13 protein-coding genes are annotated in these 13254 nt (G+C 70.3%); 7 read left to right on the top strand and 6 right to left on the bottom strand.

What is annotated here, in order from left to right; translation table 11 throughout:
- Nucleotides 1-25: 25 nt before the first annotated feature.
- Both ABD164_RS01395 and ABD164_RS01390 read right to left on the bottom strand, forming a co-directional pair.
- Nucleotides 26-880 carry a PIG-L deacetylase family protein gene (locus ABD164_RS01395; protein WP_344292652.1) on the bottom strand — a complete coding sequence of 285 codons (855 nt, stop codon included), beginning with the start codon at nucleotides 878-880 and terminating at the stop codon, nucleotides 26-28.
- 148 nt (nucleotides 881-1028) lie between these two features.
- The gene (locus ABD164_RS01390; protein ID WP_344292650.1) at nucleotides 1029-1412 is read right to left on the bottom strand and encodes a hypothetical protein; all 384 of its coding nucleotides are present in this window, start codon (nucleotides 1410-1412) and stop codon (nucleotides 1029-1031) included.
- Nucleotides 1413-1547: 135 nt separating this feature from the next.
- Between ABD164_RS01390 and ABD164_RS01385 the strand changes: the two genes are divergently transcribed.
- A complete protein-coding gene (locus tag ABD164_RS01385; protein ID WP_425545894.1) occupies nucleotides 1548-2846 on the top strand; it encodes an MFS transporter in 1299 nt (432 codons plus the stop codon).
- A gap of 50 nt (nucleotides 2847-2896) precedes the next feature.
- Nucleotides 2897-3592, top strand: a complete 696-nt coding sequence (locus ABD164_RS01380; protein ID WP_344292646.1) for a hypothetical protein — start codon at nucleotides 2897-2899, stop codon at nucleotides 3590-3592.
- Between the two features lie 163 nt (nucleotides 3593-3755).
- Here ABD164_RS01380 and ABD164_RS01375 read toward each other — a convergent pair whose 3' ends face one another.
- Together ABD164_RS01375 and ABD164_RS01370 are read right to left on the bottom strand one after the other, a co-directional pair.
- Nucleotides 3756-4409, bottom strand: a complete 654-nt coding sequence (locus ABD164_RS01375; protein ID WP_344292644.1) for an SDR family NAD(P)-dependent oxidoreductase — start codon at nucleotides 4407-4409, stop codon at nucleotides 3756-3758.
- 129 nt (nucleotides 4410-4538) lie between these two features.
- Nucleotides 4539-6020 carry a DUF6421 family protein gene (locus ABD164_RS01370; RefSeq protein ID WP_344292642.1) on the bottom strand — a complete coding sequence of 494 codons (1482 nt, stop codon included), beginning with the start codon at nucleotides 6018-6020 and terminating at the stop codon, nucleotides 4539-4541.
- Between the two features lie 357 nt (nucleotides 6021-6377).
- On the opposite strand from ABD164_RS01370, the gene ABD164_RS01365 reads away from it, so the two are divergent.
- On the top strand, nucleotides 6378-6923 hold the full coding sequence (locus ABD164_RS01365) for a hypothetical protein (RefSeq protein ID WP_344292640.1): 546 nt from the start codon (nucleotides 6378-6380) through the stop codon (nucleotides 6921-6923).
- A 106-nt stretch (nucleotides 6924-7029) separates the two neighbouring features.
- Nucleotides 7030-7794: a DNA alkylation repair protein gene (locus ABD164_RS01360; protein WP_344292638.1), complete on the top strand. Its 765-nt coding sequence runs from the start codon at nucleotides 7030-7032 to the stop codon at nucleotides 7792-7794.
- A 3-nt stretch (nucleotides 7795-7797) separates the two neighbouring features.
- Here ABD164_RS01360 and ABD164_RS01355 read toward each other — a convergent pair whose 3' ends face one another.
- On the bottom strand, nucleotides 7798-9315 hold the full coding sequence (locus ABD164_RS01355; protein WP_344292636.1) for a DHA2 family efflux MFS transporter permease subunit: 1518 nt from the start codon (nucleotides 9313-9315) through the stop codon (nucleotides 7798-7800).
- A 58-nt stretch (nucleotides 9316-9373) separates the two neighbouring features.
- On the opposite strand from ABD164_RS01355, the gene ABD164_RS01350 reads away from it, so the two are divergent.
- Nucleotides 9374-9994: a TetR/AcrR family transcriptional regulator gene (locus tag ABD164_RS01350; RefSeq protein WP_344292634.1), complete on the top strand. Its 621-nt coding sequence runs from the start codon at nucleotides 9374-9376 to the stop codon at nucleotides 9992-9994.
- 216 nt (nucleotides 9995-10210) lie between these two features.
- On the top strand, nucleotides 10211-11668 hold the full coding sequence (locus tag ABD164_RS01345; RefSeq protein WP_344292632.1) for a polysaccharide deacetylase family protein: 1458 nt from the start codon (nucleotides 10211-10213) through the stop codon (nucleotides 11666-11668).
- A 164-nt stretch (nucleotides 11669-11832) separates the two neighbouring features.
- Here the strand turns inward: ABD164_RS01345 and ABD164_RS01340 are convergent, their stop codons facing one another.
- Nucleotides 11833-12327: a GNAT family N-acetyltransferase gene (locus ABD164_RS01340; RefSeq protein WP_344292631.1), complete on the bottom strand. Its 495-nt coding sequence runs from the start codon at nucleotides 12325-12327 to the stop codon at nucleotides 11833-11835.
- A 49-nt stretch (nucleotides 12328-12376) separates the two neighbouring features.
- On the opposite strand from ABD164_RS01340, the gene ABD164_RS01335 reads away from it, so the two are divergent.
- Nucleotides 12377-13213 carry an SDR family oxidoreductase gene (locus ABD164_RS01335; RefSeq protein WP_344292629.1) on the top strand — a complete coding sequence of 279 codons (837 nt, stop codon included), beginning with the start codon at nucleotides 12377-12379 and terminating at the stop codon, nucleotides 13211-13213.
- Nucleotides 13214-13254 lie beyond the last annotated feature (41 nt).

Raw genomic sequence — 13254 nt, 5'->3', positions numbered from 1 at the left:
GGCGCTGCGGCATCCGCTCGCCCGCTCAGCCTCGCGAGGTGAAGGGCTCGGCCTCGAGGTCGCGCACGTGGTAGAACTCCTGGTCCCACAGCGAGTAGACGAGCCAGGTGGGCAGGATGTACGCCTCGGGCAGGAAATTCGCCTGCGACGCGTGGATGGTCCAGCCCTCGTGCTTCTTCGCCACTTCGGCGGCCATCGCGTACTCGGGTTTCGGCTGGTTCGCGACGACGAACGCCCCCGTCTCACCGCCGAAGGCGGCGAGCGCGCCCGACGGGCTGATCGTATAGACGACGTGGTGGGGCCCGGTATACGAGCCGTCGGATGCCGCGAGCTCGGCGATCGCGAGTTCGGTGATGTGTCCCATCTGCATGTGGTCGGGGTGGCCCGTGGCGCCGGATTCGGGCCAGAACGCGACGACCACATCGGGGCGCACGCGCCGCATCTCGTCGACGACGCGAGCGACGAGCTCGTCTTCGTCGGCGTCGGGCACGCCGCCGTCGGGGTAGTCCCACACGACGTGGCGGTCGACGCCGAGGTTGAAGCTGTTCTTCAGCGCCTCGGCCTTGCGGATGTCGCCGAGGTCCTCCTGCCGCGCGACCACGGGCGTCTGGTGGCCGGCCTCGCCCTGTGTCGCCGTGATCATGGCGGTGTAGGCGCCGTCGCGCTGCTTGGCGCGGAAGAAGAGTCCGTTCACGGTCTGCTCGTCGTCGGGGTGGGCGAAGACACCGAGCACCCGGGTGCCGCCGAGTTCGCCGATGACCGAGTCGACCCCCTTCGCGGTGGGCTCGTAGAAGAGGTGTCGGCCCGCCCAGTACGCCCCGCCGACGAGGGCGAGCAGGACGGCGGCGACGACGATGAGCGCGACGGTGCGCTTGCGCATGGTGGTGGTGCTTTCGGGTTCAGGATGCCGCGGGGTCGCGGTTTCGGGTGCGGAGCATGCTAACCCGGCTGCTGCACGAGACCGAATCCCGCCCGATTCGAAACCGGGTGTCGCGTGGCGCCCGTTCTCTGCAGAGAGCGCCGCCCGCTCAGCCCTGCTTCTTCGGCGCGATGCGCGGCAGCAGGTACTTGCCCGAGAGCCAGCCGGCCAGGGCGGTGATGAGCCAGACCACGACGGCCGCGAGCACCCACGCGGCGACGCCGTCGAAGTTGATGCCGTCGCCGAGCGAGGCCACGAACAGGGCCGCCGCTGTCGAGAGCAGGCCGGCGACGCCCGCGACCGCCGGCGCCCCGCGGCGGAACACCGCCTCGACGAGCCACTCGAAGAAGGTCTGCACCGCGGCGAACACGACGATCGCGACGAGGAACCCCTGCCACTGCAGGTGCATTCCCGGCACGAGCAGCGATGTGACGAGCAGGGCGATGGCGGCGAGCGCGAGGGACACGCCGAGACGAATGAGGAAGCGCACCATGCGGCGAGCGTATCGCCCACCCACGGGGAGCCACGCGGCGGCGCGCGGTCGTCTGCTGCCGGCGGTGCAGACATCCTTGCACTACCGGACGCGCGCACGCCGGAGGAAGATGGGCGGGTGAGTGACGCGGCGACGGTGAACCACGCGGCACGGCGGGTGCAGGCCGTGTACTTCACGCTGCTCACCGGCAACACGCTCGCCGCGTCGCTGATCTGGGGCGTCAATACACTGTTCCTCCTCGACGCCGGGCTCACGAACCTCGAGGCGTTCGCGGCGAACGCGTTCTTCTCGCTCGGCATGGTCATCTTCGAGGTGCCCACGGGCGTCGTGGCCGACACGCTCGGGCGCCGCATGTCGTACCTGCTCGGCACCGTCACCCTCGCGGTGACGACGGCGCTCTACTACATGCTCTGGGTCATGCACTCGCCGTTCTGGGCGTGGGCGATCGTGTCGGTGCTGCTCGGCCTCGGGTTCACGTTCTTCTCGGGCGCGGTCGAGGCGTGGCTCGTCGATGCGCTCACCGCGACAGGGTACACAGGCAGCCTCGAGCGGGTCTTCGGCCGGGGCATGGCGGTGTCGGGCGCGGCGATGTTCATTGGCTCACTCGGGGGAGGCGCGATCGCGCAGCTCACCGATCTGGGGGTGCCGTTCGTGCTGCGCGCGGTCATCCTCATGCTCATGTTCATCGTGGCGGCCTTCGTGATGCGCGACCTGGGCTTCACCCCGGCCGGCCGCGCGCACCCGTGGCAGGCCACGAAACGGGTCATGCGGGAGTCGGTGAAGTACGGTGTGCGCCGCCCCGCAGTGCGATTCGTCATGTTCGCCTCGTTCTTCACGACCGGCGTCGGGTTCTACGTCTTCTATGCGCTGCAGCCGTACCTCGTCGAACTCTGGGGTGACCCGAACGCCTACACGATCGCCGGGCTCGCAGCGGCGATCCTGTCCGGTTCGCAGGTGCTCGGTGGACTGATCGCGCCGTGGGTGCGCGCTCGATTCCGCAGGCGCACGACCACGATCATGCTCAGCCTGGTCGTCAGCAGCCTCGTGCTCGTCGCCTTCGGCATCACCCGCAGCTTCTGGGTCGCGTTCGTACTCCTCATCGTCTGGGGTCTCGTCGACGCGGCCTCGGGACCGGTGCAGCGCGCCTACCTCAATGACATGATCCCGTCTGCCCAGCGTGCGACGGTGCTCTCGTTCGACTCGCTGCTCGGCAGCGCCGGCGGTGCGGTGATCCAGCCGGTGCTCGGCCGCTCGGCCGACATCTGGGGCTACCCCGGCTCACTCATCCTGAGCGGCGGCATCCAGATTCTCGCCGCCCCGTTCCTCTGGCTGAGCCGCCGGCAGCATCCCGCGGCCGACGTCGCCGGCGATCTGCAACCGTCGGCAGACGCCCCGGCCGACATCCCGCTTTCCGGCGAGGGTGATCGCGGTTAGCATGTCCGGATAGGTCGAGTACGCGATGACACCGATTCGGGGGGTGTGACATGCGCAAGAAGCTCCTGGTGCTGGGCGGCGGTGTCGCGATCGCCCTTGTTGCGGCGATCTTCGCCGGGGCCGCGGCGGCGATGACCGGGGCTCCCGTCTTCTACGATGCCCGGCTGCCGCACACCGCGCCGAACGCCCCGGGCGAGTTCCAGGTGAGCGAGGGCGAGGCGCCCGAGTCGCCGGCCACCGACGTTCCCGAGGGCGGTGCCGTCGACGAGCCGATCACCCCGCCCGACCCCGCACCGCAGCCGGCAGTGCCGTCGCCCCGATCGACCGCGCCCGCGACGCCGGCCCCGGCTCCGCCCGCCGGCACTGGAACCCCGACTCCTACGCCCATTCCCGACGACCCGGCCGCCGGGCACCCGGCGCCGGGCGGGCCCGACTCGGTCGAGCGGAGCCCCGACGGCACCCTGGCCCCGCCCCCGCCCGAGAAGCGCCGGCAGTGGCTCGCGTTCCAGCAGATCGTGCGCGAATGCATGGCCGACGCCGGCCATGAGTACCTCTACTGGGAATGGTGGAACGCGAGCTCGGCGAAGTCCAATCGATTCCCGCCGCTGCCGGCCGACCTCACCGGCGACGAGTACTCCGCCTGGCAGTTCGCCCTCTACGGCGACTCGCCCCTCGGTGACGACTACGACTGGCAGCGGGCCGGCTGCTGGGGTTACGCGGTGCACCTCACCGGCGGCACGAACTGACGCACGCCCGCGACCGCGCCGTGCGACCAGCTGCAGGCCTGGGTCGACGAGACCGATCTCGACGGGTTCAACCTCGCTGCGCCAGAAGCTGCACGGCCGCGGCGACCGCCTGCCCGACGAGCACCGCGGCGCCGCGTACAGGCTGGCGCCGGTGCGCTGAGGGTCAGGGGCGCAGTTCGATGACAGAACCGTTCAGTCCCGGGTCATCCGTTCGCCAGAGATCGACGACCGATGCCGCGAGCCGATCTTCGAGACCCGCGAGCGAGGTGACCCGGAACGTGACGGCGGCGGCCGGCGACTCGGCCTTGCCGATGCCCTGGGCGAGCGAGCGCATCCACGACTCGCTCGCCGCCTTCACGGCGGTGTAGTTCGCGCCGCCGGCCGTGGGCTTCTCGACCGTGGTCGACGAGACCATCGCGATGCGGCCCGCGGGTGAGGCGAGCAGGTCGTCCCAGAACGCTCGGCTCACGTAGCGAAGCGCGGTGAACGAGCGCTCGAGCACCCGGTAGTCCTCTTCGGTCTGACCTGGGATGCCGCCGCCGCCGCGCCACCCGCCGACCAGGTGGATGACGCCGTCGACGTCGCCGACTCGTGCATGCACGCGCATCGCGAGTTCGAGCACGTCGTCGCCGTCGGTGAGGTCGGCTCGTTCGCCGAGGGTGCCCGGCAGCTCGGCCTCGAGCGCCTCGATACGACCCTGGTCGCTGCCGACGGCGATCACCCGGGCGCCCGCGTCGAGCAGGGCCCGCGCAACCGCCCGGCCCGAGACGCTCGTCGCTCCCGCGATGAGCACGGTCTTGCCTGCGAGTTCAGCCATCGTGACTCTCCATCGTTCTCCCGATACCGCTATGACAAGCGAATCACCCCGAACGGTCGGTCGGAAGGGTGTCCCGGCGACCATTCGGGGTGATTCGGCGAAGGGTGGTGCGGTAAAGCGTGCCGCAGGTCAGGCGTCGGCGGCCGTGATGCCGACCGTCGACTCGATGACCGGCTTCATCTTCTTGTCGAGGGCCTCGAAGAACATCGACAGCGGGAACTCGTCGTCCATCACGAGGTCGGTGTAGCCCTTGGGCGGGCCGGCGAGCACCTCGCGCGGCAGACCCTCGGCCCACACCGACGCCGGGTTCGGCGTGAGCACGCTGCGCACGAGTTCGTACGCGGCGAGCCAGTGCGCCGTCTTCGGCCGGTCGATCGACTTCCAGTACAGCTCGTCGATGGCGTCGCCGAGTTCGACGACCGCGTCGGGCACGGCCGCCCAGTCGAAGCTGAGCGAGACGTCGGTCCACTCGAGCACGTGCTTCTGGTGCAGCCACGCGAACAGCAGCTGGCCGCCGAGCCCGTCGTAGTTGCGCACCCGCGAGCCCGTGATGGCGAACCGGAAGATGCGGTCGAAGATCACCGCGTACTGCACGAGCTTCGCGTGTTCGAGGGTCTGCGCCTCGACCTCGGTGAGGGGCTCGGCCGAGTCATCCGCTTCGCTGGTCTCGATACGCTTCGCTACTCGACCGGCGAGCTCGCGCTCGATCTTGACCGACTCGCGGAACGCCGTGAGGTCGCACCGCAGCTCTTCGAGCGAGTACAGGAAGAACGGCATGCGCTGCTTGATCATGAACGGGTCGAACGGCAGGTCGCCGCGCATGTGCGTGCGGTCGTGGATGATGTCCCACATCACGAACGTGCGCTCGGCCAGCTGCTGGTCGTCGAGCAGCGACGCCGCGTCGGCGGGCAGCTCGAGCTTCGTGATCTCGGACGCCGCGCGCACGACCCTGCGGTAACGGGCCGCCTCGCGGTCTTGGAAGATGGCGCCCCACGTGAACGTGGGGATCTCGCGCATCGCGACCGTCTCGGGGAACAGCACCGCCGAGTTCGTGTCGTACCCGGGGGTGAAGTCCACGAGCCGCAGCGAGACGAACAGCTTGTTCGAGTAGTCGCCCGCCTCGAGGGCGGCGATGAACTCGGGCCAGATCGTCTCGACCACGAGCGCTTCGACGTGCCGGTCGGTCGAGCCGTTCTGCGTGTACATGGGGAACACGACCAGGTGACGGATGCCGTCGACGCGGTGGCGCTGCGGCTGGAACGCCACGAGCGAGTCGAGGAAGTCGGGTACGCCGAGCCCCTCGCCCTGCCACTTGCGGAAGTCGGCCTGCAGCGCCTCGAGATACGCCGCCTCATGCGGGAACCGCGGGGCGAGTGCGGCGACCGACTCGACGATGATGTCGACGAGCGCGGATGCCCCGGGCCGGGCCTGCTCGTCGGGGACGGAGCCGTCCTTCACCTGCAGCGACTGCAGGTCGGTGGCCGCCTGCTTGAGCGCGAGCCACGCGGGATCGGTCTCGACGCCGGCTGCGAGTGCGATCTGGGCCGCGGTGATCTCGTCTTCGAGGACCTCGGGTTCGCCGACGACGGCGTCGATGATGGTGTTCGACATGTGAACCTCCGTTCCTCGTTTGAGGGGATCTGGTGTTGGTGTGGTCGCGGCGCGATTCGCCGCACCCTTCAAGGCTACGAGCGATCCCTGTGCGATTGCTTGCGGTGCGGCGCGGGAATGCTGCGTGAGCGCAAGAATCCGCGCCACGGATCGCCATCCGAGCGAATGTCCCTGCGCGCCATTCGGCTGGAATCACCTCAGCGCTGCCACGGGTCGTGCTCCGTGCCAACACCACTGACGGGGCGTGGCTGTCCCTACAACGATCCCGGTGCCGGTCCCGATGACGCACGATTCCTGCCCGCATAACTTGAGGCTTGTTCAGTTCTCAGAACCCCCAACACAGAACAGGAGAGAGCAATGAACACCAAGAAGGTCGGCGCAGTCTCACTCAGCGCCGTGGCACTCATCGTGCTGGTCAGCGGTTGCGCTGGAGTACGCGGGCAGGTCGACGCAGGTTCCGGGCAGTCGAGCATCACCTCGCTGCAGAACCAGGCCGACACCCAGCGTCGCGAGATGGCCGAGCTGCGTGCTCGCCAGCACTCCGTGCCGCTCGATGCCGGCAAGCTCGCCGCCAACGAGGCGATCCGTGCCGACAAGCAGGCATCGGTCGCGACCCGTGCCGGCGGCTCGGTGAGCAGCGTGCACGAGGCGATCCGCGCCGACAAGCAGGCGTCCGCATCGACGCAGAGCCAGCTCTCTGCAGCCGACGCGCAGGGCATGCGCCTCACCAAGCAGGCCGAGGCATACCGCGCACAGATCGAGGAAGACGCTCTGAAGCGCGTCGCCGACGAAGAGCGCCGTGCCCAGCACCCTGAGCAGACCGCCCCTCCGAGCGAGACGACCCTGAGGCAGCTCGAAGAGGAGGAGCGCCGCGCTCAGCACCCTGAGCAGGTTCAGCAGTGACCCCAGCTGCAAACCCGATGAGAAGCGGGACCGAGCCTTTGGCCCGGTCCCGCTTCTCGTCTGCGGTCGCCGCCCACCACCGCGAGTCGGTCGGTAGAGTGCGGTTGTGGCAGCGGCATCCGATTCGCCCGACCTGACTGCGCGCTCACTCGCCGCAGCGATCGACGCCGCAGGCGACGCGCACGACGCCCGGTTCCTGCAACGGTTCTTCAAGACGGGCGCGGGCGAGTACGCAGCGGGCGACGTCTTCGTCGGCGTTCGCGTGCCCGCGACGCGGGCGATCGCCAGGCGATTCGAGCGGATGCCCCTCGCTGAGGCATCGGCCCTGCTCGAGAGCCCCGTGCACGAGCACCGGCTGGCCGCACTGCTCGTCATGGTGCGGCAGTTCCGCGTCGCGAGCGCGTCGCGGACTCGCGACGACGCGGCACGGGCGGCCCTGCACGAGGCATACCTCGCCGCGGTGCGCCGGGGCCGCGTGAACAACTGGGATCTCGTCGACGCGACGGCCGATTCGCTCGTGGGGGAGTTCCTGCGCGAGTCGGGGCGGGGCGATGACACGCTGCTCGACGAGCTCGCGGCATCCGACTCGCTCTGGCAGCGGCGCGTGGCCGTGCTCGCGACGTTCGCCTTCACCAAGGCCGGCGACGGCGCGCCCATCGTGCGACTCGCACCGCGCCTGCTCGACGACCGCGAAGACCTCATGCACAAGGCCGTCGGCTGGATGCTGCGCGAGCTCGGCAAGCGCGTCGCGCGGAGCGCACTCACCGGATTCCTCGACGAGTACGCCCCGCGCATGCCGCGCACGATGTTGAGTTATGCCACCGAGCACCTCACGCCCGCCGAGCGCGCTGCGTACCGTGCGATGCGGTAGCCGTCAGCGAACCTCGGCGAGCTCGAGGTCGGATACCGCGTCATCGGCGGGAGTCGGAGCACTGGCGGTCGCTGTCGCCCGGCCGGTCGGCAGCAGCAGGGCCACGAGTGCCGTCGCGATGAGCACCGCGGCGCCGACGAGCACCGCCGGCTCGGCCCCCGCGCTGTACTCCGTCGGGGTGAGTTCGCCGCCGGCGCCGGTGAAGACCGCCGTCGACACGGCGATGCCGAGCGCGACGCCCACCTCGCGCAGCATCGAGTTGGTGCCACTCGCCTTGGCGTGGTCGTCGGGCGCCATCGTCGCGAGCACGGCGGTCGACGACGGCGCGAACACGAGACCCATGCCGACGCCCGCGACGATGAACGGCGCGACGTAGGCGGAGTATGCGGTGCCCGGATCGAGCAGGGTGGTCAGCCAGAACAACGCCACGCCGAGGAACGTGAGGCCCGCGACGATCAGCGCTCTCGTGCCGACGCGCGGCGCGATCAATCCGGCCAGCGGGGCGACGACCATGGGCGCGAGGGTCCACGGCGAGGTCTGCCAGGCGGCCTCGAGCGGAGTCGAGCCCTGCACGACCTGCAGGAACTGGATGAGGATGAACACCGACCCGAACGCCCCGAAGCTGAACCCGATCCCGACGACGTTCGCGATCGTGAAGCTGCGATCGCGGAAGAGCCGCAGCGGCAGCAGCGGAGACGACGCCCGCCACTCCCACAACACGAACGCCACGAGCAGCACGCCGCCCGCCATCAGCGCGCCGAGCACCTCGATGCTGTCCCAGCCGGCCTCGTTGCCCCGGACGATGCCGTAGACGAGCCCGAGCAGCCCGAGCCCCGAGAGTGCAAGGCCGACGATGTCGGCGCGCAGCCTCGCGCCGAAGCTGTTCGGAAGGGCGAGCAGGGCGAGGGCGATCGACACGACGCCCACCGGCACGTTGATCCAGAAGATCGCCTGCCAGGCCCAGCCCTCGATGACCGCGCCGCCGACCAGCGGGCCGGTGGCGACACCGAGGCCGGCGACGCCGCCCCAGATGCCGATCGCGAGCGGGCGCCGCGCGAGCGGCACGTTGCCGGCGAGCAGCGTGAGCGAGAGCGGCATGATCGCGGCGGCTCCGAAGCCCTGCAGCGCGCGAGCGGTGATGAGCTGGCCCGGGTCGGTCGCGAGGGCCGCGAACGCCGAGCTCAGGGTGAAGACGATGATGCCGATGAGAAAGAGCGTGCGTCGACCGAACCGGTCGCCGAGCGCGACAGCCATGAGGATCGTGCTCGCGAACGCGAGCGTGTACGCGTTCATGAACCACTGCAGTTCTTCGACGGATGCCCCGAACTCGGCGTGCAGCACGGGCAGGGCGTTGGTCATGACGAGGTTGTCGAGAGTCGCCATGAACATGGGCAGGGCCGTGGCGATGAGCACGAGCCAGAGCGGGCTCGTGCGGCGGGCGGCGCCGCGACCGAAGCCGCGACCGGAGCCGCGACCGGCGCGTGCCGGTGGGCGGGCGGCCGCTTCGAAGGTGGTGGACACGTCGTGCTCCTCGGTTGTTATCGGATGATAACTTGGAGAGTAGTAATCGACTGATAACATGTCAAGCATGACGATCGAAGAGGTTGCCACGGCCCCGCGCATGAAGGCCGCCGATCGCCGTGAGCAGATTCTCGAGGCGGCAACCGCGGTCTTCGGGGCGAAGACCTACGTGGGCACCACCACCGATGAGGTCGCGCGCGCCGCCGGGGTGAGCCAGCCCTACGTCGTGCGCCTCTTCGGCACCAAAGAGAAGCTCTTCATCGCGGTCATCGAGCGCGCCTACGCGCGAGTCATCGACGAGTTCCGGCAGGCGCTGCCCGGTGACGTCGAAGGCCGCAAGGAGCGCATGGGTGCGGCCTACACGAGCCTGCTGGCAGAGCGCGGCATGCTGCCGGTGATCGCGAACTCGATGAGCCTCGGGGGCGAGCCCGTCATCGGCCGGGTGGCACGTGCCGGGTTCAGCGACCTCTGGCGGTTCATCCGCGACGAGGCGGGGTTCTCAGCAGAAGAGGCGCGAGAGTTCATGGCCATCGGCATGCTCATCAACACGGTCATCGGCCTCCGCCTCACGGGCGACTACGGCAACGAGGTGTCGGCGACCGAGGTGCTCGACGCGTGCTTCCCCGACGCAGTGGCGAACGTGCGCACGCTCCTCCCCGACGCCGGTGAGCCCTGGTAGGCCGGCGCGTTTCGCCGATCTGCGCGTAGGCCGGCCGGGGCGGACCGGTCCTGAGGGATCGTCGCCTAAGGTGGCCGCATGGGGCGCGGTCGGCGAAGCCGGTGGCGTACGGGGATCGGACTCGTCGCCCTGCTCGCGCTCGCCGGTTGCGGCGTCGTCCCCCCGGGTGGCGACGACCCGGCGAGGAGCACGCCCGTGCCGAGTTCGGAGGCTGGTGTGTCAGCGAGGCCGAGCACCGGCGCGTCGGGCTCGGCAGGCGCATCGACACCGACAGTGCCGTCGCGGCCGCGTGCCGACCTCGGCTACCGACTTCCGAGGCTCGGGCCCGGCGAGGCACCCGGCATGGTCGCCCGGCTCGCGGCGATGGCGGCACCCGACCTCTCGGTCGTGGTGCGATGGGCGACCCCGGCGGGCGTCACCGCCTTCGGAGACGCGCTCGACGCCCGGTTCGCCGACCTCGCACGCGGCGCGGCCGCCGCGCACGGTGTGCCCTGGTCGCCCGGCGTCGACATCGCGCCCGGCGGCGTGGGGTCGGCGTGCGCGCAGCATCCGCTCACCGAACCGACCGGCGTGAGTCTCACCGTCGCCTGCCAGATCGTCGCCGCGGCAGGCTCGGTCGTCGGTGAGCGTCTCATCGTGCTGCGCCGCGACGGAACGGCGGCGGCACCACTCGAGCGCACCGTCTGGTACGCGGATGTCGCGACCGGCGAGATCGGCGACGGCTCGAGCCTGTATCGGCCGGGCGCCGAACAGCGCGTGCTCAGGCTTCTTGCCGAGGGGCTGCGTGCGGACGGGTTCGCGCCGGCGACATCCGACCCGTTCGCCGCCCTCGCTCCCGAGGCGGTTCACACGCTGCTCGCCGACACGGTCGTCACGGCCGACGATTTCGTGGTGCAGGTGCCGCTCGACCCGACGCCCAACGGGCTCGGGCGCCGGCTCGTGCCGGTGCTCGTGCCGGCGCGGCTGCTCACGCCGTTCCTCAGCCCGTTCGGAGCGGCCGTGCACGGAGTGGTCGCCGGGGGCGCGCCGTTCCGCATCGCCGACGCGCCGGCCGCGGCCGACCCGATCGACTGCACCCTTGTCGCGTGTGCATCGATCACGTTCGACGACGGGCCGACCTCGATGACGGACGAGCTGATCGGCCTGCTGCACGAGTGGCGCGCGCCGGCGACGTTCTACCTTCAGGGCATGAACGTCGAGCGACGCCCCGAGGTGGCCGCCGAGCTCGTCGCCGAGGGCCACGAGCTCGGCAACCACACCTGGAACCACCCGCAGCTCACCAAGCTGCCCGACCCCGAGGTGCGTTCGCAGGTGCGGCGCACGCAGGCCGCGATCTCGGCCGCGACGGGCGTGACGGCACGGTCGCTGCGTCCGCCGTATGGCGACGTCGACAAGCGGGTGCGCGGTGTCGTCGGCCTGCCGCTCGTGGTGTGGGACGTCGACACGCTCGACTGGACCGACCCCGGCCCGGATGCGGTCGCCGAGCGGGCCGTGGGGCAGTCGTCGCGCGGCAGTATCGTGCTCATGCACGACACGCACTCCCAGACCATCGCGGCCGTGCCCGACGTGGTCGACGGCCTGCGCGATCGCGGCCTCACGCTCGCGACGGTGAGTGACCAGTTCGGCGGCGCACTGCCGCCGGCCGGGCAGACCGTGTCGCATGGGCCGCGCTGAGCGCCGGCCAACCGCACGCTGTGCATCCCTTCCCGCGTTCAGGGGGTGCTTTCGCGCAACATCCTGCGTCGAATCACGGTGGAAATGGCGCGAAAGCACCCCGGAGTCGTTGGTGCTGCGTGAAGCGGGCCGCGTCGGCCTGCGTGGCGAAGGTGCCCGAGCGGTCAGACGTCCTTGAACATGTGCAGCGAGGTCGTGAGGTACCCGAGGCTCTCGTAGAGCCTGATCGCCGGCACGTTGTTCGCGAACACGTTGAGGCCGAGCGACGCGGCACCGTGTTCGCGGGCGATGCGCTCGGCCTCGAGCATCGTCGCGCGGCCGATTCCGCGGCGCTGGAAGGCGTCGTGCACGCGGATGTCCCACACCCACCACGGGTCGCCGTCGCCGCCGTCGCCGTCGGTGTCCTTCCAGGGGCCGATCCACAACCAGCCCGCCTCGTCGCCGTCGGCGAGCACCGTGAAGATGAGCTGGCCGGCGGCGGGGCGGCCGTCGGGGAAGAACCGCGCCTCCGACTCCCTGCGTGCCACGATCGCCTGTTCGGGGGTGTCACCGGCGGCGACACGGGCCTTCTCGTACTCGGCCATCGACTCGACGAGCCAGCGCTCGAGCTGCGCGCCGGTCTTCGGGGCGAGGGTGATCGAAGCGGTTTCGGCGGCCATGGCACCCATGGTGCCACGAGCGGTCGGAAGCGTGCGCGAAGATGGAGGGATGACGAGAACGGTGCGTGGCGCGAGCGTGCTCATCACGGGTGCGGCCGGTGGCATGGGGCGCATGTACGCCGAACGCGCCGTGGCCGAGCACGCGGCATCCGTCACCCTGTGGGATCTCGACTCGGCAGCGCTCGCGCGCACTGCCGACGCGCTGGGCGCGATCTCGCAGGGGCGCACGCGCATCTCGTCGTACGTCGTCGACGTGGGCGACCTCGGCGCCATCGCCAAGACCGCGCAGAAGGTGCGCAGAGACATGGGCAACCCCGACGTGCTCATCAACAATGCCGGCATCGTGCGCGGCAACCGGTACTTCTGGTCGACCGACAACGGCGACGACACCCGTCCGACGATGCAGGTCAACGCGCTCGCGCCGATGTACATCACCCGCGAGTTCCTGCCCGGCATGATCGCGAACGCCTACCGCGAGGCGCGCATCGTGAACATCGCGTCGGCGGCCGGCACGCTCGCCAACCCGCGCATGGCGGTCTACGCCGCGTCGAAGGCCGCGCTCATCGGGTGGAGCGACTCGCTGCGACTCGAACTCGAACAGGCCGACCACGGCAACGTGAAGGTCACGACGGTGACCCCCAGCTACGTTTCGACGGGCATGTTCGCGGGTGCTCGCGGGCCGCTGCTCGCGCCTGTGCTCGAGCCCGGGTACGTCGTCGACAGGGTGTGGCGCGCGATGCTCGCCGGTCGGCCGCTCGTGCAGCTGCCGTGGAGCGTCGGGCTCTCGCGGGCACTGCGCGGACTGCTGCCGACGCGGGCGTTCGACCGCATCGTCGGCGACGGGTTCGGGGTGTACCGCACGATGGAGCGGTTCACCGGAAGATAGTCGCGATCCAGCCGATTGAGGCGTAGAGTACGAATCGTACT

Source organism: Agromyces neolithicus, from assembly GCF_039529735.1.
Lineage (GTDB): Bacteria > Actinomycetota > Actinomycetes > Actinomycetales > Microbacteriaceae > Agromyces > Agromyces neolithicus.
The sequence above is the reverse complement of the archived record's forward strand: the minus strand, read 5'-3'. Positions and strand labels throughout refer to the sequence as shown.